This window comes from Prevotella melaninogenica ATCC 25845, assembly GCF_000144405.1.
Lineage (GTDB): Bacteria > Bacteroidota > Bacteroidia > Bacteroidales > Bacteroidaceae > Prevotella > Prevotella melaninogenica.
The window spans coordinates 631,069-650,472 of the sequence record NC_014371.1 but is presented as its reverse complement, the minus strand read 5'-3'; the positions used below and the strand labels follow the sequence as shown (position 1 = coordinate 650,472).

General features: G+C 40.2%; 12 protein-coding genes and 1 pseudogene. 8 read left to right on the top strand and 5 right to left on the bottom strand.

Annotated features, from left to right (window positions below):
• The first annotated feature begins 14 nt into the window (after positions 1-14).
• A pseudogene (locus HMPREF0659_RS09620) lies at positions 15-2,180 on the top strand (alpha-amylase family glycosyl hydrolase).
• Positions 2,181-2,642: 462 nt separating this feature from the next.
• On the opposite strand, the gene HMPREF0659_RS09610 reads toward HMPREF0659_RS09620, so the two are convergent.
• Positions 2,643-4,214: an Rne/Rng family ribonuclease gene (locus HMPREF0659_RS09610; protein ID WP_013265752.1), complete on the bottom strand. Its 1,572-nt coding sequence runs from the start codon at positions 4,212-4,214 to the stop codon at positions 2,643-2,645.
• A gap of 319 nt (positions 4,215-4,533) precedes the next feature.
• Complete coding sequence (locus HMPREF0659_RS09605) at positions 4,534-4,830, bottom strand: HU family DNA-binding protein (RefSeq protein ID WP_226893226.1); 297 nt, start codon at positions 4,828-4,830, stop codon at positions 4,534-4,536.
• Positions 4,831-5,165: 335 nt separating this feature from the next.
• Between HMPREF0659_RS09605 and coaW the strand changes: the two genes are divergently transcribed.
• Positions 5,166-5,996 carry a type II pantothenate kinase gene (coaW, locus tag HMPREF0659_RS09600; protein WP_013265440.1) on the top strand — a complete coding sequence of 277 codons (831 nt, stop codon included), beginning with the start codon at positions 5,166-5,168 and terminating at the stop codon, positions 5,994-5,996.
• 734 nt (positions 5,997-6,730) lie between these two features.
• On the opposite strand, the gene HMPREF0659_RS09595 is transcribed toward coaW, so the two are convergent.
• Positions 6,731-8,092 carry a TrpB-like pyridoxal phosphate-dependent enzyme gene (locus HMPREF0659_RS09595; protein ID WP_013265513.1) on the bottom strand — a complete coding sequence of 454 codons (1,362 nt, stop codon included), beginning with the start codon at positions 8,090-8,092 and terminating at the stop codon, positions 6,731-6,733.
• A 119-nt stretch (positions 8,093-8,211) separates the two neighbouring features.
• Between HMPREF0659_RS09595 and HMPREF0659_RS09590 the strand changes: the two genes are divergently transcribed.
• Positions 8,212-9,654 (top strand): sodium:solute symporter, encoded by a 1,443-nt coding sequence (locus HMPREF0659_RS09590; RefSeq protein ID WP_013265664.1) that lies wholly within the window; start codon positions 8,212-8,214, stop codon positions 9,652-9,654.
• A gap of 325 nt (positions 9,655-9,979) precedes the next feature.
• Here the strand turns inward: HMPREF0659_RS09590 and HMPREF0659_RS09585 are convergent, their stop codons facing one another.
• The gene (locus HMPREF0659_RS09585; RefSeq protein ID WP_004359516.1) at positions 9,980-10,528 is read right to left on the bottom strand and encodes a glutathione peroxidase; all 549 of its coding nucleotides are present in this window, start codon (positions 10,526-10,528) and stop codon (positions 9,980-9,982) included.
• A 284-nt stretch (positions 10,529-10,812) separates the two neighbouring features.
• Between HMPREF0659_RS09585 and HMPREF0659_RS09580 the strand changes: the two genes are divergently transcribed.
• From HMPREF0659_RS09580 to HMPREF0659_RS09570, 3 genes are all read left to right on the top strand, one after another.
• Complete coding sequence (locus tag HMPREF0659_RS09580) at positions 10,813-11,652, top strand: hypothetical protein (protein WP_044046190.1); 840 nt, start codon at positions 10,813-10,815, stop codon at positions 11,650-11,652.
• Positions 11,653-12,562: 910 nt separating this feature from the next.
• A complete protein-coding gene (locus HMPREF0659_RS09575) occupies positions 12,563-13,537 on the top strand; it encodes a bile acid:sodium symporter family protein (RefSeq protein WP_013265207.1) in 975 nt (324 codons plus the stop codon).
• Between the two features lie 2 nt (positions 13,538-13,539).
• Complete coding sequence (locus HMPREF0659_RS09570) at positions 13,540-14,349, top strand: SGNH/GDSL hydrolase family protein (RefSeq protein WP_013265849.1); 810 nt, start codon at positions 13,540-13,542, stop codon at positions 14,347-14,349.
• A gap of 356 nt (positions 14,350-14,705) precedes the next feature.
• Here HMPREF0659_RS09570 and HMPREF0659_RS09565 read toward each other — a convergent pair whose 3' ends face one another.
• Entirely contained in the window at positions 14,706-15,617 is a 912-nt protein-coding gene (locus HMPREF0659_RS09565) for a DMT family transporter (RefSeq protein ID WP_013265461.1), read from the bottom strand.
• A gap of 348 nt (positions 15,618-15,965) precedes the next feature.
• Between HMPREF0659_RS09565 and HMPREF0659_RS09560 the strand changes: the two genes are divergently transcribed.
• Positions 15,966-16,655, top strand: a complete 690-nt coding sequence (locus tag HMPREF0659_RS09560; RefSeq protein ID WP_013265200.1) for a peptidylprolyl isomerase — start codon at positions 15,966-15,968, stop codon at positions 16,653-16,655.
• A gap of 53 nt (positions 16,656-16,708) precedes the next feature.
• A complete protein-coding gene (locus HMPREF0659_RS09555) occupies positions 16,709-19,207 on the top strand; it encodes a zinc-dependent metalloprotease (protein ID WP_013265092.1) in 2,499 nt (832 codons plus the stop codon).
• Positions 19,208-19,404 lie beyond the last annotated feature (197 nt).

Sequence of the window (19,404 nt, the reverse complement as noted above, 5' to 3'; positions counted from 1 at the left end):
TTTTTATTTTGTTTATGAAAACTAAATTAGTTATCTACCAAGTCTTCACCCGTACTTTTGGTAATAAGAATCTAACTAAGAAGGAGTATGGTAGCTTAGCAGAGAACGGAGCAGGAAAGATGAATGACTTCGATGAGGGTGTGTTACGTCACATCCATGACCTCGGTGTCACTCATCTTTGGTATACAGGAGTTATCCGTCACGCTACATGCACTGACTATTCAGCCTTCGGCATACCTACACAGAACCCTCGTGTTGTAAAGGGACGTGCTGGTTCGCCTTATGCTATTACCGATTATTATGATATCGACCCAGATATTGCGGTGGATGTGGATGCACGTATGGCAGAGTTTGAGTCCTTAGTTGCTCGTACACATGCTGAAGGTATGAAGATAATCATTGACTTTGTACCTAATCATGTAGCTCGTCAATACAAGAGTATTGCTAAGCCAAAGGGTGTTGAAGACCTCGGAGAAGGTGATGATACAGGTAAGCACTTTGACCCTCAGAACAATTTCTATTACTGTCCGGGCGAACAGCTTGACCTCTCTGGAGTTGTTGAGAATACTTATGCTCATCGTGCTGAGGCTTATCATGAGTTCCCAGCCAAGTGTACTGGTAACGATCGTTTCGATTCTCACCCGCAGCAGAACGACTGGTATGAGACCATTAAGCTAAACTATGGTGTAGACTATTGTGATGCCGGTGGAAGAAGTTATCACTATCATCCTGTCCCTTCTACATGGAAGAAGATGACTGATATCCTTCTTTTCTGGGCAGCAAAGGGTGTTGATGGTTTCCGCTGTGACATGGCTGAGATGGTTCCACATGAGTTTTGGACATACGCAACACAGCAGGTGAAGGAGCGTTATCCTGAGATGATCTTCATTGGTGAGGTCTATGATCCTAATCAATATCGTATGTATGTAGAGTCAGGATTCGACTATCTCTACGATAAGGTGGGTATGTACGACTGTATTCGTGGTGTGATATGTGGTGAACGTTCCGCTTCGTCTATAACACATGAGTGGCAGAAGGTTGACGATATCCGCGACCATATGCTTTACTTCCTTGAGAACCATGATGAGCAACGTATTGCTTCTGATTTCTTCGCGGGTAATCCTTGGAAGGGAGTTCCCGGTATGATCGTGTCTGCTCTGCTTCAACAGAACCCTGTTATGGTATATGCTGGTCAGGAATTTGGCGAAAGAGGTATGGATAAAGAAGGTTTCTCAGGGCAGGATGGTCGTTCAACCATCTTTGACTATTGGACGAGTGATGCTATCTATAAAGGCTTCTTTAATCGTGATACTTTGACAACAGATGAGAAGAAACTCTCACTAATCTATCAAGGACTTCTCCGTTTCTGTAATCGGGAGAAAGCTGTACGTGAGGGATTGACCTTCGATTTAATGTATGTCAATCATCAGAGCCACCAGTTTAATCCTCATAAACAGTTTGTTTTCTTGCGTAAGGCAGACGATGAAGTGTTGTTAGTTGTTGCTAATTTCGACCAAGAACGAGTACAAATCAATGTGACTATTCCTGCTCATGCCTTCGATTTCCTTGGGATTCCAGAGCAGGAGGTTGAGATGACCGACTTACTTTCAGGCTTTACAAAGGTAGTAGACTTGAAGCGTGACGGTCAGGTAGCATTGGATGTAGAGGCAAACTATGGTAGAATTTATAAGTTTAATATAAAAAAGTAGGCTGTGGATTACGTATTGAATTCGCATAACAAAGAGGAGTTCCCTCCTGCCCATACGGCTGAACATTTGCTGAATCAGGTGATGATTCGTATGTTTGGTACAGAGCGTAGCAATAATGCTCATATCGAACGGAAGAAGAGTAAGATGACTTTTATCCTTGATCATAAGCCTGATCGTAAGGAGGAAAAGGCGATAGAGGATGAGATGAATCGTTTGATTGCTGAAGACTTGCCCGTAACTTTTGAAATGGTCGACCGCAATAATATCCCCGAAGGTGTCACTGTTGATAGACTACCTGAAGACGCTTCAGAGATGTTGCGACTCGTTCGTATCGGCGATTTTGATATCTGCCTTTGCATAGGTAAGCACGTCCGTTCAACTGCTCAGATTGGTCGCTTTGAAATGTTGGGTACAAACTGGGATGAACAGAAACGTGCATTCAGAGTACGCTTTAAAGTCATTCCGGCTTGAAACGTTTATTAGGCCATATAGCAAACGCCCTCACTTGTCTTTTTTTAGACAGGTGAGGGCGTTTTTGTTGATGTGAATTTATTTTACATTGTTGCTGATGTTTCCCACTTAAAATAAGCATAAAACCACTCTTTCCTACACCCTTGTAACTGTCTTGTAATTAATAAGTTACAAAAATAGTTTGCAAGAGGTGCTGAATTGGACTTCAAAAGGGCGTTAGTAAGACCTCAAAAGGGCATCTTTTAGAAGTCAATTGGGCGTTAATTCGAATGCAATTAAGCCTTAATAAAAATCGAAGAGAGGAAAATTATTGACAAATTGACTTTTTCTTAGGTTTGAAGTCTAAGTGTTTATGAAATATAAAAAGTAGAGGAAAAAAGAAATCCGCCACCTTATATATTATAGGTTGCGGATTTCTAATGTTGTAAACCTTTCGTTTTATCTAACGACTTAGTTATTAGTTTAGGATTTATCATTCTGTTCCTTCATATCAATGAACTGCTGATTTGCATCATAAAACTCATACTGCAAATAGGCAAGTTTCTGTGAAGGAATGATATTTACACCCCAACCATACTTCATTTGCCACTTACGTTTCAAGGAAATAAGACCCTTGTTAATGTAAGCTGCAACGTAAGGATGAACGTGCAAATAGAATTTCTTTACTCCAACCTTATTAACCAATCGGTCTATCTTACGCTCCAACTGATCGGTAAAGAGAATGCTTGAACGAATCTTACCACTACCGAAACAAGTAGGGCAGTTCTCATCTACATCTACATCCATTACTGGGCGTACACGCTGACGAGTAATCTGCATCAGTCCGAACTTGCTCAAAGGAAGGATATTGTGACGTGCACGGTCCTTCTGCATGTTCTTACACATACGCTCATACAGCATCTGGCGGTCTTCTGCAAGATTCATGTCGATGAAGTCAACGACAATGATTCCACCCATATCACGCAGTCGAAGCTGGCGAGCTAACTCATCGGCAGCACCAAGGTTGGTGTCAAGCGCATTCTGTTCCTGTGCTTTTTCTTTCGTTCTGTTTCCACTATTCACATCCACAACGTGCATTGCCTCTGTGTGTTCGATGATGAGGTAGCAGCCATGACCATAATTAATGGTCTTACCGAAGCTTGATTTAATTTGCTTCGTAACGTCAAAGTTGTCAAAGATTGGCACCTTACCAGTGTACTTCTTCACTATGCCCGCCTTTTCAGGGGCTATTAGAGAGACGTAGTGTCGAACGGCAGTGCAAATCTCGTCATCGTTGACGTAGATGTTTTCGTAGGTTGGATTGAAGAGATCACGCAGCATTGCAACAGCACGTCCAGTCTCCTCAAAAACAAGTTGAGGGCGTTCCTGCGTTTTCTGCAGTCTTGTGATTGCTTCATTCCAACGGCTCAGTAAGACTTTCATCTCAGCGTCAAGCTCGGCTACGCGCTTTCCTTCAGCTACTGTACGGACAATTACACCGAAGTTCTTTGGGGTAATACTCTGTATGAGCTGCTTGAGGCGTGCACGTTCTTCACCGCTTTTGATTTTAGAAGATACGCTAACTTTATGCCCGAATGGTATAAGCACCAGGAATCTGCCAGCGAATGATATTTCGCCTGTAAGGCGAGGTCCTTTGGTGGAAATGGGTTCTTTAACAATCTGTACCATCACCTCTTGTCCTACCTGCAGTGTGTTTTGAACTGTTCCGTCCTTTTGCAAGTCGGGTAGGCGAGTGGCTTTTTGAATGGGATAAAGTTTCTTGCGGTCGCTCTGAACCTGTTTCAGATACTTTGCATAGGAGTTGAATTGACTCCCTAAGTCAAGATAATGAAGAAAGGCGTCACGCTCATAACCTACATCTACAAAGCAGGCATTCAGCCCTGGCATCAGTTTCTTGACCTTTGCCACGTAGATGTTTCCAACCGAGAAGCTCGCCTCTCTTGGCTCACGCTGGTATTCAACCAGACGCTTGTCTTCGAGTAGCGCTATCGAAATCTCTTTCGGTTGGGCATCAATAATTACTTCGCTTGTCATCTTCTTCGTTTGTTATAAGCTATCATTTAGCGTCTTTTATAGTCTCTACAATGATGCTAAAGGATACTTATAGATAAAATAAAAATGCGGAACCTGTCGTCGCACTTCCAGGGAAGAGAAGTATATTGCGATGACACGCCCCGCCATATTATTGAAAGTCAGTTGTAAAGCCTTTCAGCCTTGGGGCTTACTTGCTCTTATGTCTGTTCTTTCTTAATCTCTTTTTACGCTTGTGCGTAGCCATCTTGTGTCCCTTTTTCTTCTTTCCGTTTGGCATAGCTTTAAATTGTTTTAAATTGTTATTGTATTTATGTTTAATTTATTTCTTCATATCCTCGATGAAGGTCTTTGCTGGCTTGAAGCTTGGGAAATCGTGTGCTGGGATAGTGATAGTCGTGTTCTTTGAGATGTTACGAGCTGTCTTTTCCGCACGGTGCTTAACGATGAAGCTACCGAAACCACGAAGGTATACATTTTCTTTCTTCTCCAACAAACTGTCTTTGATGGTTTCCATAAAAGACTCAACCACAGCTGAAACGTCCTTCTTGGCGATGCCAGTAGACGTTGCAATCTCATTGATGATATCTGCTTTCGTCATTTTGTTTTTGTTCTTTATTGATGTTTATTTCTAATCTCTCATTATAACGGAATGCAAAGATACTCATTTTCAGCTTAATAGAGAAATATTTTTGTGTCTTTTTTGTAAAATATCTCGGTAAATGCTCTAAACTTTAAGGTTTTTCGTACCTTTGCGACATTATAAGTTGTATTTCATGCTTATGTGGAGTATTGGATTTAATGATGTTATAAGGACTTGAACTGTTACCAACACTTGCATAGAGATGATTCTTTATGAGTGGTTACTTGGTGTAAATTCTTATATATTTTGGTTTATTCATTTTCTCTCAGAAAGCAGTTTTTGCAAGACTTCTGTATAATTATATAAGGTGTATGAAGATTTCCATCGGTATAGATGTGGGTATTTCAACAACCAAGATTGTTGGAATCAGAGAGGGGAAGGTTATTAAACCTTTGCGTATCAAGGCTACTGATCCAGTGACGTCCTTGTATGGAGCTTTTGGAAAATATCTATATGACAATAGGATAGAGCTATCTGAGGTTGAGCGTGTTATGCTTACGGGCGTAGGCGCTCACTATATTGATAAGCCTGTTTATGGACTTCCAACGGCTAAGGCAGATGAGTTTTTGGCTGATGGCTTAGGTGCTCAGTTTGAGTCGAAGTTGCAACGTATGATTGTTGTTTCTATGGGTACGGGTACCTCACTTGTACTTTGTGATGGCAATGAGGTACGTCATATTGGTGGTATCGGTATTGGTGGAGGTACATTGAGTGGTCTTTCACGTTTGTTGTTACAGACTGATAATATTAACGAAATCATAGCTTTAGCCAATAAGGGAGATATTTCTCGTATCAATCTTCAGATTAAAGACATCTCAACCAGTCCACTTCCAGGCTTGCCAATGGATGCTACTGCATCTCTCTTTGCTAATGCGCAGGCTAATGCCAGTCGTGAAGATATAGCCTTAGGGTTGATAGGTTTGGTGTTACAGTCTATTGGTTCAGCAACAATCTTAAGCTCTTTGAATAGCGATATCCGTGACTTTGTACTCATAGGTAATCTTAGTTTGTTGCCACAATGCGAACTTCTTTTTCCTGTTATGGAGAAGATATATGATGTTCGCTTTATTATTCCGAAGAATTCTGAGTATTGTACGGCAATCGGAGCTGCCTTACAAGCAGATAACATCGAGACTGTTTAATCGCTATATATAAAAGGTACGGGCACTCTGTAGGCTTATCTACATAGTGCCCGTAATGTTATAGTAACCTATCTGTTGTATAGATAGTCAAAGATAAATAGCTTTATCCTTTCTTTAAGATGATATTTTACTTAAAGAGAGGATTTCTCCTAACTTGGCTAAGACTGTCAACTATCTATCCTATTATCATCCTCTGATATTAAAAATCATTTCTTTTTAAACCTCTATAATATGCAGATAAGGGTTTGAAAAGTCATTACATAATTTCAAGGAAAACATCTATAACTAACGGCGAAAATACATATAAGAAGTAGGTTTGCAATCAGCAGAGAATCAAATAGTTATCAAGTGGTAAAATAAAAGGTGCTTAATTGGACTTCAAAAGGGCGTTAGTTAGACCTCAAAAGGGCACCTTTTGCAAGCCAATTAGGTATCTTTTAGAAGCCAAAAGAGCATGTATTGGTTTTGAATTGTGTGAAAATAGTTTACAAGTTTCAACTAATGAGGGAATAAGTTGTTTGTATAAAACAGATAGATATCGTACCTAATTACATTTAACATGTAGTTTATTCCCCTTTATAAAAGCATCTTATTGGAGGTAATTATACCGGTGTTGGGTGATGATTGTTGGGTGTTGAGCCTTTATAAAACCATCTTATTGGAGGAAATCATACCATGTATGTGGATTAACCTTATTCTATTAACAATCTATGTATTTAACAGAAGGACCTTTACTATACCTTCGGAACAATCCCAAGGTTCTTCTCTATCTCGTCATCAGAGAGTGTATAGTTTCTTAAATCACCATTGATATAGGTGTCATAAGCCGTCATATCAATGAGTCCATGACCAGAAAGACAGAAGAGAATAACATCTTCTTTTCCTGTTTCCTTTGCCTTCTTTGCTTCTCGAATGGCAGCTGCAATGGCATGACAGCTCTCTGGTGCGGGGATAATTCCTTCTGTGCGAGAGAAGAGGATACCTGCCTCAAAGCTTTCTAACTGTGGTATGTCCATTCCACACATGTATCCGTCTTTGAGCAATTGACTGACGATGACACCAGCACCATGATAGCGTAAACCACCTGCATGGATATTGGCTGGTTTGAAATCATGGCCAAGTGTGAACATTGGTAGCAAAGGAGTGTAACCCGCTTCGTCACCGAAGTCGTATTCAAACCTGCCACGTGTCAGTTTTGGACAGCTATTTGGCTCTGCTGCGATAAACTCTGTATTCTTTCCTTCAAGGATATTGTGGCGCATAAATGGGAATGCAATACCACCAAAATTACTACCACCACCAAAGCAAGCAATGACCTTATCAGGATATTCCCCAGCCATTTCCATTTGCTTCTCAGCCTCCAAACCAATAATGGTTTGGTGCAATGCAACGTGATTGAGTACTGAACCTAAAGTGTACTTACAGTTAGGTGTAGTTTTTGCCAGTTCTATAGCCTCTGAGATTGCTGCTCCCAACGAACCAGGATGTGTTGGGTCTCGTGTAACGATGTCCTTTCCTGCACGTGTAGACATTGAAGGTGAACCTTCAACCATAGCTCCGAAAGTCTTCATAATCAGCGAGCGATAAGGTTTCTGTTGCATAGAAATCTTTACCTGATAAACCGCTGCTTCAAGACCATATACCTTTGCAGCGTAGGATAGTGCAGCGCCCCATTGACCCGCACCAGTCTCTGTCGTGACATTCGTTACACCTTCCTTCTTGCAATAGTAACACTGAGGGATGGCAGAATTAACCTTATGTGAGCCAAGTGGATTTACACTTTCATTCTTGAAATAGATATGTGCTGGTGTGTCTAATGCTTTCTCCAAAGCATACGCACGGACAAGAGGTGTGGAGCGATAATACTTATACATCTCCAACACTTCTTCGGGAATATCAATCCAAGCATGCTCACAATCAAGCTCTTGTTTTGCACATTCTTGACTGAAAATCTCCGAAAGATCCTCTGCTGTCATTGGCTTACGTGTAGCTGGATGAAGTGGAGGAAGGGGCTTAGTGGGCATGTCTGCCTGAATATTATACCACTGTGTAGGGATATCTTTCTCGTCAAGTATAAATCTTTTCTGTTGTGCCATACTCTTACTCAATTATACAATGGATGAATGTTTATTGAAAGATGATGTCTCACAAAGTTACAAAATAAGATTTCTTAATTGCATGAAATGATAATATTTTTAGTAATTTTGCTGCCATTATGATAATAATCGCTACTATTCTTGCATATTTTTGCATCTTATTGTTAATAAGTAGAATAACGGGACATAAAGCTGACAACGATGCTTTCTTTTGTGCAAACCGTCAGTCACCTTGGTATCTTGTTGCCTTCGGAATGATTGGTGCCAGTATTTCTGGCGTTACCTTCGTTAGTGTTCCGGGAATGGTACTATTGAGCGATATGACCTATATGCAGACATGTTTAGGTTTTGTGCTGGGTTATTTTGCTGTTGCATATCTGTTACTTCCTGTTTATTACCGCCTAAAGTTGACAACTATCTACTCTTATCTACAAACACGTTTAGGCAATTATAGCTATAAGACTGGTGCTTCATTTTTCCTATTGTCTAAGATGACAGGTGCGGCAGTGCGCTTCTATGTTGTTTGTATGATACTTCAACGTTTCGTCTTAGATGCCTACGGCATACCTTTCCCTATTACCGTTGTGGCTCTTGTGGCACTCATTTGGCTCTACACGCGTAGGGGAGGAATACGTACACTGGTCTTGACAGACACCTTTCAGACTCTTTGTATGCTGCTTGCCCTCATTCTTATTATATATAAGGTGGTCGAAACATTAGGCATGTCGCTTCCGGAAGCAGCTCAAGCGATAGCCAAGGACAGTCATTCTCGTATATTTGTATTCGATGACTGGGTATCAAAACAGAACTTTTGGAAACAGTTTCTTAGCGGTATCTTTATTGTTATTGTTATGACAGGACTGGACCAAGATATGATGCAAAAGAATCTTACTTGTAAGACTCTGCGTGAAGCACAGAAGGAAATGTGTACCTATGGTTTTGCCTTTGTACCTGCCAATTTACTCTTTTTGTCCTTGGGTGTACTGTTAATGATGTATTTCAATAGTATCGGGCAAGCCTTGCCTGACGAGCCAGATAATCTTATGTTGCAGGCTGTTGCAGGTGGACAATTAGGTACATTGGTTGTTATTCTCTTTACAATCGGTATTGTAGCAGCGTGCTTCTCCAGTGCAGACTCTGCCTTAACCGCCTTAACAACAACTTATTGTGTAGACATCTGTGGTCGTCCAAAGGATGAAAAGTTACGCAAACAGGCACATATAGGCGTGTCTATTGTGTTTATTTTGTTTATCCTTATCTTCCGTTATGTCAACTCAACAAGTTTGATAGATGCAATTTACACGATAGCTTCTTATACATATGGTCCACTCTTAGGTCTTTTTGCGTTTGGTTTATGCACTAAACGTGTGGTGAATGATCGGTTGACTCCATATATAGCAGTAGCCAGTCCGCTTCTTTGTTTTGCTTTAGACACAATCGTTTCGAGAACTACTGGTTACAAGTTTGGCTATGAATTGTTAATGCTGAATGGATTGATAACATTCTTAGCATGCTTCTTTCTTCCTGCAAGAAAGCAGGGGTTGGATTGCGAAATGAAGTAAGCTTAAAACTTATATTGCATATTTAACTTATGTGTTGTTGCTCAGCACGCATTGTGTTGTTGCTTAGCACCATTGGTGCTGAGTGCTAATTACTTTGCAATATCTTACGATAGTAAAGGCAAACAAACATTAGGAAACCCCATATCTGCTACAAGTAAATCCAAAATATGAAGTAAGTAGGCTTATGTTTACTGGATAGCAATAAGTATGATAAATAATAAAAGGCAAAGAGCACTAAACCCTTTGCCTTTTATCTTTTGTTTGTATGTTATCTTGCCAATAGCTTTTATCTCCTTAAGAGAGAGTTATTTGCAAGTCATTTTTCCTACAGTAATTCTTCAATCTGCTTTGCGATATTCTCAATGCTCTCTGTTGGTTCAAAGCGAGCAACGACCTGTCCCTTCTTATTAATAAGGAACTTGGTGAAGTTCCACTTAATATCTGGATTCTCCTTATAGTTAGGATCAGCCTCAGAAAGCATCTTGTCGAGGATAGGGTAGAGCTTATGTGACTCATCCCAACCAGCAAAGCCCTTCTGCTCCTTGAGGAACTTGAAGAGTGGGTCAGCGTCTTCACCGTTCACCTTTACCTTCTTGAAGCGTGGGAATTTTGTGCCGTATGTAAGTTTGCAGAACTCATGGATGCTTTCGTCTGTACCTGGTGCCTGCTGTCCAAACTGGTTGCAAGGGAAATCAAGTACTTCAAATCCTTGTGCATGGTACTTCTCATAGAGTGCCTCCAACTCCTCGTAAGTTGGTGTGAAACCACATTTTGTAGCTGTGTTTACAATCAGTAGCACCTCATTAGAAAACTCTTTCAGTGAAAATGCCTTACCTTTTCTGTCTTTGACAGAGAATTCATAAACTGTTCTCATTTCTGTTTCTTATCTTCTCTTTATATAGTTTACTTATTTGTGTGTTGCAAATGTACGAATTTTATTTGTTTCCTCCTTCATTGTTTAGGAGTTTTTTAGTAACCGATTTAATTCGTAATAGATTATTGAAGATTCTTTATTCGGGTTGATGATATGGAGTGGAATCTTCTTTAATAGGGATTTCCCTATCTTCAAATAGTGTATTTACTCGATAAACATCTTATAATTTCACTATTTTTGCATCAGTAAATAAACAAAGAATAAGAATTAAATAGGATATGAGTATGAGACGAATTTCAAAATTTTTCATGGCACTTGCAATAGTTGCGAGTCCATTGGCATTGACAAGCTGTGACGATGATCCTTGGGGAGATAATAACTATTACTATAATGATTTGGTAAGTGATGCGGTACGAAACTACCTGCGTGAATACCCAAGTGGCTCAAGTTATTATACAGCTTACAACTGGTTCTATTACAATTATCCAGAAGCAACGACTCAAGAGTTCTACGCCTTTATGGATGCGGTAGGTTATAACAGTAGTTATAATTGGAATAATAACTATCGTCAGGAGGAGAATGGACAAGTAAATACACTGGTTGAGGCACAGACACTTACTGGCGAGTGGGATGGTAATATGACTCTTGAGTACACGGATGATACAACACATCAGCGTAAGCGCAATAGTTTTAGAGCTAATATGAAGTTCTTCCAGTATAATTCTTCTGCTAATTCACTTCAAGGTAATGGTGTTGAGGTAGATACTGATGCACAAGGTAACACACAGACATTGGCATTCTCTTGGAAAGTTTTGGATAATGGAAACATTGAAATAAAGTACACAAAGACTGGTACTATCTTCAATCTTGACATCAATGCTACTAATGATGGGTTCCACTTAGGATATGATAAGACAAAGGGTTATGACACCTTCTATGGTGTAGCACGCAGTACAAACACAACAGATGTTATGCGTTTCGACCTTGCTCGTCAGAGACCAGCAAGTGCAAAGGCTCAAAATGCGTTGACAAGAGCTTCAAGCAAGGCTTCCTTTGGTTCTGCTAAGGCGAACGACTATGCAAAGAATAGTGCTGGAGCAGTAAATGGTCTGCGCGAAAGATAACAAAAGCTAATCGCTTTTCTATAGCTTCATATATACTTGAATGGGTCCCACCAACTGCGAAGTTGGTGGGATTTTTGGCTCCTCCGTTAAATGCGTAGATTGTTAATAGAATGAGATTAATTCACTTACATGGTATGATTTCCTCCAATAAGATAGTTTTATAAAGGCTCAACACCCAATAACTATCACCCAACACCAGTATGTTTACTCCCAATTAGAGGGTTTTAGAACGGGGGATAAACTACACGATAAACGTAATTAGGTGCGATGTCTATCTGTCTTATACAAACAACTTATTCCCTCATTAGTTGAAAATTGTAAACTATTTTCGTGTAGTTCAAAACCAATACATGCTCTTTTGGCTTCTAAAAGATGCCTAATTGGCTTGCAAAAGGTGCCCTTTAAGATCCTTACTAACGCCCTTTTGAAGTCTAATTAAGCACCTTTCACTTTATTACTTTATAACTAATTGATTTCCTGTTGATTATAGAGCAGCTTTTTATATGTGCTTTTGCCATTAATTATAGATGTTTTACTTGAAATCATGTAATGATTTTTCAAATTCTTGTCTATAAATTTTTGAAGTCTTAAATGAAATTGTTTTCAATGAAAGTGGATGATAAAAAGATAGATAATTGACTATCTCAGCCATATTTTTGTTTAATGAGTTACTTCGTTTCTTACATTAAAGCAATATGAAAAGCGTCCACACATTTAACGGAAGAAGCGGATTTTTTGTCTTTATTCTTTGTCGTTTAATTAATGTATTCTATACTTGTAAACTCTGAATTTGTCTTAATCATATTTACGATTTTTGAATTATATTGCTGATTTTCAGTCTTTTTTCGTACCTTTGCAGTCCGTTCTCTTTCTTAAAAGGGGGAGAAACTGCATGATTTGATGATAAAAGATGAGGAGAATCATACAATTTATAAAGGAGTGGACACTACCAGTGTCAATAGCTACAGGTAGCTTATTATACCTTGTTTTTGCCTTTATACCAGCCTTGGATGGCGCAGCAAACTTTTTTGCTCCTATCCTTGACGCAGCTCTTCCATTGTTTATGTTCCTCGTCTTATACGTTACCTTTTGCAAGGTAGACTTCCGTAAGCTAATTCCAGTAGGGTGGCATCTTTGGATAGCACTCTCTCAAGTGTTGATGGTTGCGGTCGTTATTGGGGCAATCTTGTTCTTCCATGTCACAGGTAAGTCGCTCATATTACTTGAAGCTCTACTCACTTGTATCATTTGTCCTTGTGCCTCAGCAGCCGCAGTGGTTACACAGAAGTTAGGTGGAAACCTTGAGGAAATGACAACTTATACCTTCCTCTCTAACTTTCTCTGTGCCTTGTTGATACCAGTCTGCTTTCCTTTGCTTGATGCTGAAGCAGATATAACTTTCTGGAGTGCTTTTGTGGCAATTCTTTATAAGGTGTGTCTGGTATTAGTTGTACCGATGATTTTGGCTTATATAACGAAACATTGGCACACTTTATGTAGGTTCTATCAATGGGTAATCAGTGTGAACAACCTTAGTTATTATCTTTGGGGATGTTCATTACTCATCGTTTCAGGCACAACAGTAAAGAATATTGTCCATGCTGAGGTAGCTGTCAGCTTCCTTTTGTTGATTGCAGTGTTGGCATTAATACTTTGCTTGATACAATTTGCCATGGGCAGATATATTGGTCATTTCTTCCGCAGTACGATTAATGCGGGACAGGCTTTAGGGCAGAAGAACACTGCTTTTGCTATCTGGATAGCCTACACTTATCTGAATCCATTGTCAACTGTGGGTCCAGGCTGCTACATCTTGTGGCAGAACATTATTAACAGCGTAGAGATATGGCGGTATGACCACGCCATTAAACGCAAAAATAAATAATTGTGAGAACAATAAAGTGTTTTATAGTATTACTATTTCTTTTCCTCTTGTCACCTGCTGTTTCAGCGCAGGATGCTAACGGAATAAACGAACATGATGTCGAACCGGCTAAATCAGTAGAGCCAGATGTAATGCCAGTAGCTGCTAAATCTCAAACAGCTTCAGCCTCGGTAGACGAGATGGCAATGGAACCATTGCCCACATCGACAACCCGAGTGTCGCAGGTAGCAGAAAGTCGTGACCAAGTAGTACTTCTCATTGGTGATTCTATGGCTGATGGTCTTGGCTCTCGATTTAATGATTATGCTGTAAAGAACGGTTTTAAGTTTCATTCAATCGTATGGTATGGTAGCACAACACGCGACTGGGCGATTGCTGCCGACCTTCAATATCAGATTGAAAGAGTGCGCCCTACTTATATAATTATTAGCTTAGGTACCAATGACTTAGGTTATAAGGATTATAGTAGACGTGAAACAGCAATTCAAACGATTCTGAGTCGTGTTGGTAATATTCCATATGTATGGGTTGGTCCTCTCCCTTGGAAGAAGATAAAAGATAGAACAATAGTTGATGTGATACGTGAATGTACGGGTGAAGGTCGATTCTTTGACAGTAGTTCTGTCATTGCTTCTCGAGCGGATGGTATTCATCCAACACGTCAAGGTGCTGCCCTTTGGGTGGATAAGATTGTAGAGTGGATGGGCGAACCAGAGCTGAATGCAAATCCTATAGAGATGGAAAAGCCCGATTTTGCTACTCGTTTCAAACATGACGAGAAGCATAGTATGGGTTATCACGGCCGTCGATAGATTTGAAATATTATTACAATCTTAATGGCTTTTATATCATGTTTTTCTTCAAAATACTACTGTTTTGGATGCATTTGTAAGCTCCAGATAAACAGGTAGTTAAAAAGCTGTAAGGTAATAGGTGCTTAATAGCATTGCAAAAGGGCGTTAGTTGGGATGTAACTAACGCCCTTTTGCACGTCAATTAAGCCTTAATTCGAATGCAATTAAGCCTTAGTTGTTTTCTAATACTATGATTTTATTTTACAATCGGATTGATGTTAAGCTGCTATTATGTGACAATCGTACTATAGAATTTATCTTTTGGGGACATTCTATAGCTATGGTTTCTTTGCACAAAGTAGCTGTTTAGGTGTCTAACTCTTATTAATAATGTATATACCCCCTGCTGCTAATGCACCAGCTATCATATATTTGATATAGAATGTTTCGTCAAGGCATAGGCAAGAGGTAACTGCACCGACAACAGGAATCAATGAATTGTAGATAGCTACCTTACCAACAGGATTGCAAGTGAGTAGTTTGTTATAGAGCGTGAAACCTAATGTACTAATAGCGATGAGTAAGAGTAGGTAGGTAATACCTAAAAGGGTAATCTGTGGAAGTTCACCACCCATCATTAGTCCAGGGATAATCAATAATGCACCACCTATTGCTAAGCTGTAGCCTGTACCAACAAATACATCTACACGTTTGCCTAATCCACGCGTAAGCAGTGATGCTGATGCACCACAAAGAGCATTGAGAATAATCATTCCGTCACCTAACCAAGTGAACTTTCCACTCTCAGCTCCACCCAAGTTTAGTGATAGAATACCAGCAAAACCAACAATACAACCTATAATCTTCTTGACTGTCATGCGGTCGCTCTTGAAGAAGATACAAGCAAAGATGACGACAGAAAAGACGCTAAGCGAGTTGAGAATGGCTGCTCGTGAACCTTCACTATGTGATAATCCAAAGTAGAAGAAGGCATAATGTAAGGTGGTATTCATCATACAGAATAGAAGGATATACCACCAATCTATAGGTTTTCTCACTTTGAAATCACGCTTCTTGGAACCTGCAATCGCCAATACTATTAGTCCCGAAAGACAGAAACGAATACCAGCAAAAAGCATTTTCGAGCCGGTCATATCTGCCGTGATGGCAAACTCTGAGAAGCCTAATTTAATCAAAGGATAGGCCCAGCCCCATGCAATGGCAGCTGTGAGGGCAAAGATAGTCACCCACAGTGGTCGTTGAAATATACTTTTTGTTTGTGTCATTAGTTGTTTGTTGTAATTTAAATTAATATTAAATCATTGAAATTCAGTCGTTATTATGAATACTCTCTTTCTCTACTTTAATTTATATAGACTTGCTTTCACAAATTATTTTCATAGAAATAAGTTTTTATTTACGTGATAAAAAACATTTATATTCATGAAAATAACCCCCTCTTTTCACGTAAATAATTCACGAGAAGATATTACCAACGACCTGCATTCATTGTGCAAAGGTACGTTCTTTCCTCGACATATGTCGTCTTTTAGCCGCTTTTTTATCTCCGCTTAATTAGGTTATTTGTTCTTAATTGTTTATCTTTGCGAATAATTTATGCTTTATTAAAACAGATGAAGAAGTTAATATATTCCTTTTTACTGGCTTTATTCGTAGCTAATGTTCATGCACAGTCTTTAACTGACACATTACGCCATGAAGTGTTATTAGAAACAGACAGTGGAAACATTCGTATTCAACTTTACAATGAGACACCACGTCATCGTGATAACTTCTTAAAGTTGGTGCGAAGTGGTGCCTATAATGGGGTGTTGTTCCACCGTGTTGTTAAAGATTTTATGATTCAAACAGGTGATATGGGCTCAAAGAAAGCAAAGCCAGGACAGGCTTTAGGTGACACACCAGAGACCTACTCGCTCCCTGCAGAGATAGATTATCCGAAGCTTTTGCACCGTCGTGGAGCTGTTGCTGCTGCTCGTGAGGGCGATGATGTCAACCCTAAACGAGAGTCATCTGCCTCACAATTCTATATTGTATGGGGTATAAAGTTCTCTGATGGACAGCTTGATTGGGCACAGAAACGCCTTAACGAACATACAGACAGCACGGTGCAGATGACACCTGAGGTACGTCAAATGTACAAAGAAGTGGGTGGTTCGCCTCATTTGGACGGACAGTATACTGTCTTTGGGCAGGTGTTAGATGGATTAGATGTTGTTGAACGTATTCAACGCCAGCCTGTTGACGCCAATGACCGTCCATTAGTTGATGTCCGTATCCGTAAAGCAACCATATTGAAATAGGGTTATCTTTATTATCTCAAACAGTAAATACAAAGTAAAGTTACTATAAATTTATGTCAATCAACAGAAAAGCAACAGCCTGTCTGCTTGCGCTTATGCTCGGAAGTGGAGTAGGTGTAGCAGGTAACAGGTTTGTCTATCGTGCTGTAAAAGATACGATTACACAGCGCATAGACACTACAAAACAGAATGTTCAGAAAGGTAAAGCACCTGAGAAAGAGAAAGAAAAGCCTTCTGCTTATGAACAACTTGTAAAGAAAAAAGGAAGTGTACAGCAGGGACTCTTCACTGTAAGACATATTGACGACCAATGGTACTTTGAAGTCCCAGACTCAGTTATCGGTCGTTATTTGCTTGCTGTGACTCGTTTTACAGCCGTTCCACAGAACTTTGGTAAGTTTGCTGGAGAGGCAGTAAACCAACAAACTGTTTATTTTGAGCAACGTGATGACAAGACAATGTTGCTTCGTGCCTACGTTCTTTCGCAGGAAGCTGATCCAAAGAGTAGTATTTCGCGTACGTTGAAAGCTTCAACAGCTGATCCTATCGTAGCTTCGTTCAAGGTGATTGGACGTAACAAGGATACTAAGGCACAGCTGATTGATGTCACACCATTGTTTGTTAAAGACAATGCAGTGCTGAGTGTATCGTCAGATAACTCTAAGCAATTGAAGTTAGGTGGACTGATGTCTGACCGTACTTTCATAGATACGATGAAGGTTTATCCAATTAATGTGGAGATTGCTACGACACGTACTTATTCAAGTGCACCTTCTGCGGTACCAGCTTCTTATACAGGTGCGATGACAATCGGACTGAACACCAGTGTTGTTCTTCTTCCAAAGGTACCTATGCGTAAGCGAGTATGGGACAATCGTATAGGTTATTTTACGAATAGATATACTATCTTCAGCGACGATCAGACAAAGACAGACCGTGAGCAGTTTATCTCTCGATTCCGTTTAGAGCCTAAAGATAAGAAGGCATATGCAAAGGGTAGGCTTTCAGAGCCTATCAAACCTATTGTATTCTATATTGATCCTGCCACACCAAAGAAGTGGGTTCCATACTTGATAAAGGGTATCGAGGATTGGAATGTTGCTTTTGAGGCTGCTGGCTTTAAGAATGCTATACAGGCAAAAGAGTGGCCTAATGACCCAACGATGAGTGTTGATGATGCTCGTTTCAATGTTCTTCGTTATCTACCAGCTGAGATTGAAAACGCATATGGTCCTCGTATCGTTGATCCACGTAGTGGAGAGATTATCGAAAGTCATATTTGTTGGTATCATAATGTGATGAACCTCTTGACAAAGTGGTACTTCACTCAGTGTGCTCCATTAGATAAGCGTGCACAGACAGCACACATGGACGACAAACTTATGGGTGAATTGATTCGCTTTGTATCAAGTCATGAGGTGGGACATACACTCGGATTGCGTCATAATATGGGTGCAAGCCATGCTACTCCAGTAGAGAAACTACGCGATAAGAAGTGGGTAGAGGAACATGGTCACACTGCCAGCATTATGGACTACGCTCGTTTCAATTACGTTGCACAGCCTGAAGATGGCATTTCTGAGCGCGGACTCTTCCCACGTGTGAACGATTACGACAAGTGGGCAATCCGTTGGGGCTATCAGTATCGTCCAGAGTTCAAAGATGAGATGGATGAGAAGGAGAAGTTGATGACTGAGACAACAGCCATTCTTGCTAAGAATCCGCGTCTTTGGTTTGGTGGTGAGGGTAAGAATGAAGACCCACGTGCACAGACAGAAGACCTTGGAGATGACAATGTGAAGGCGAGTGATTATGGTATTAAGAACTTGAAACGTATCGTTGCAAAACTTCCAGAGTGGACACGTCAGCCTAACGACCAGTACGAGGACCGCATGGAAATGTGGCGAAGTGTTGTTGGTCAGTATGGACGTTATACGAATCATGTACTGAAGAACATTGGTGGTCGTTACATTAACAATATGCCTGGGCAGAAACCTTATGAAGTTGCACCAGCTAAGAAGGGTAGAGATGCTGTCGACTATATCGGTCGTCAGGTGTTTGAAGCACCACTTTGGCTTTATCCTTCATCTATGACTGATATAGCAGGTACCGATCTTGTCGACGAAATCAGTACTTATCAGGATCGTATTCTGAAGGTGATGATGAACGGAACTATTATGGATAAGATTTATAAGGACCAGCGTGAGGCAGGTGCTTATCAGTTCAAAGACTATCTTAATGATTTGTTCCACAGTGTTTGGAAGCCGCTCACTGGTCTTAATGATATGCAGGTACGCACACGTCGCTTACTCGAGCGTAACTATGTAGACCAACTGAATAGCCTTTTAAATCCTGTTCAGAAAGACAAACCAACCGTTGCTGACCGTGCAAGTAATTCAGATATTATGCTCTATCTCATGCAGCATTTAGATACTGTTGAGCAGTTCTGTAAGGCACAAGCAGCACAAAGTGAAGGCATTAACCTCCTTCATTACAACGATTTGTTACGTCAGATTAAGCTGATTCGTGAGCGTCGTGTGACAGTAAAGTAATTGTTTAAGTAAATTCCTAACCATATACAAGAAGACTATTTGTGTTTTATGGTTGTAATATTCGTCCATAGTAGAGTTTGAAGTTCCTGCTATGGACGTTTTCTTTAACTGTCGTTTTGGACTTGCCACTACGGTATTTTGCGATGTATTTAGCAGTCAACACGAATGGTGTTAAGCCTCCGCACCATATGTGCGGG

Coding starts and splice junctions, on each gene's coding strand:
- HMPREF0659_RS09555 (WP_013265092.1), top strand. CDS start 16,709: ATGTCAATCAACAGAAAAGCAACAGCCTGTCTGCTTGCGCTTATGCTC.
- HMPREF0659_RS09585 (WP_004359516.1), bottom strand. CDS start 10,528: ATGAGAACAGTTTATGAATTCTCTGTCAAAGACAGAAAAGGTAAGGCA.
- HMPREF0659_RS09575 (WP_013265207.1), top strand. CDS start 12,563: ATGAGGAGAATCATACAATTTATAAAGGAGTGGACACTACCAGTGTCA.
- HMPREF0659_RS09595 (WP_013265513.1), bottom strand. CDS start 8,092: ATGGCACAACAGAAAAGATTTATACTTGACGAGAAAGATATCCCTACA.
- HMPREF0659_RS09565 (WP_013265461.1), bottom strand. CDS start 15,617: ATGACACAAACAAAAAGTATATTTCAACGACCACTGTGGGTGACTATC.
- coaW (WP_013265440.1), top strand. CDS start 5,166: ATGAAGATTTCCATCGGTATAGATGTGGGTATTTCAACAACCAAGATT.
- HMPREF0659_RS09580 (WP_044046190.1), top strand. CDS start 10,813: ATGAGACGAATTTCAAAATTTTTCATGGCACTTGCAATAGTTGCGAGT.
- HMPREF0659_RS09560 (WP_013265200.1), top strand. CDS start 15,966: ATGAAGAAGTTAATATATTCCTTTTTACTGGCTTTATTCGTAGCTAAT.
- HMPREF0659_RS09610 (WP_013265752.1), bottom strand. CDS start 4,214: ATGACAAGCGAAGTAATTATTGATGCCCAACCGAAAGAGATTTCGATA.
- HMPREF0659_RS09590 (WP_013265664.1), top strand. CDS start 8,212: ATGATAATAATCGCTACTATTCTTGCATATTTTTGCATCTTATTGTTA.